The organism is Psychrobacter sp. CAL346-MNA-CIBAN-0220 (genome assembly GCF_040309805.1).
In the GTDB taxonomy this organism is placed as follows: domain Bacteria; phylum Pseudomonadota; class Gammaproteobacteria; order Pseudomonadales; family Moraxellaceae; genus Psychrobacter.
The window spans coordinates 1-257 of record NZ_JBEOPF010000469.1 but is presented as its reverse complement, the minus strand read 5'-3'; the positions used below and the strand labels follow the sequence as shown (position 1 = coordinate 257).

General features: G+C 62.6%; 1 protein-coding gene. It reads left to right on the top strand.

Features of this window, described 5'->3' with window-relative positions; all coding sequences use genetic code 11:
- The coding region (locus tag AAEY88_RS14400) for a Flp family type IVb pilin (RefSeq protein ID WP_350563485.1) at positions 1–180 on the top strand (180 nt) is incomplete at its 5' end.
- Between the last annotated feature and the right edge of the window lie 77 nt (positions 181–257).

Genomic DNA, 257 nt, shown 5'->3' with positions numbered 1-257 from the left:
ATCGAAAAGATCGCGTGGTTCGTCCAGGATCAGGACGGCGTGACGGCCATCGAGTACGGCCTGATCGCCGCGCTGATCGCGATCGGCATCGTCGCCGCGCTGGCGACGGTCGGTACGGATCTGAAGACCGTGTTCAGCACGATCGCCGCGGATCTGGACTCGGCGGTAGCAGGCATCTGATGGACGGTACGACGAACGGCTCGTTCGACTCGTTCGTCGGCGCCACACGGCATCAACGACATTCCTCGACGTATCGA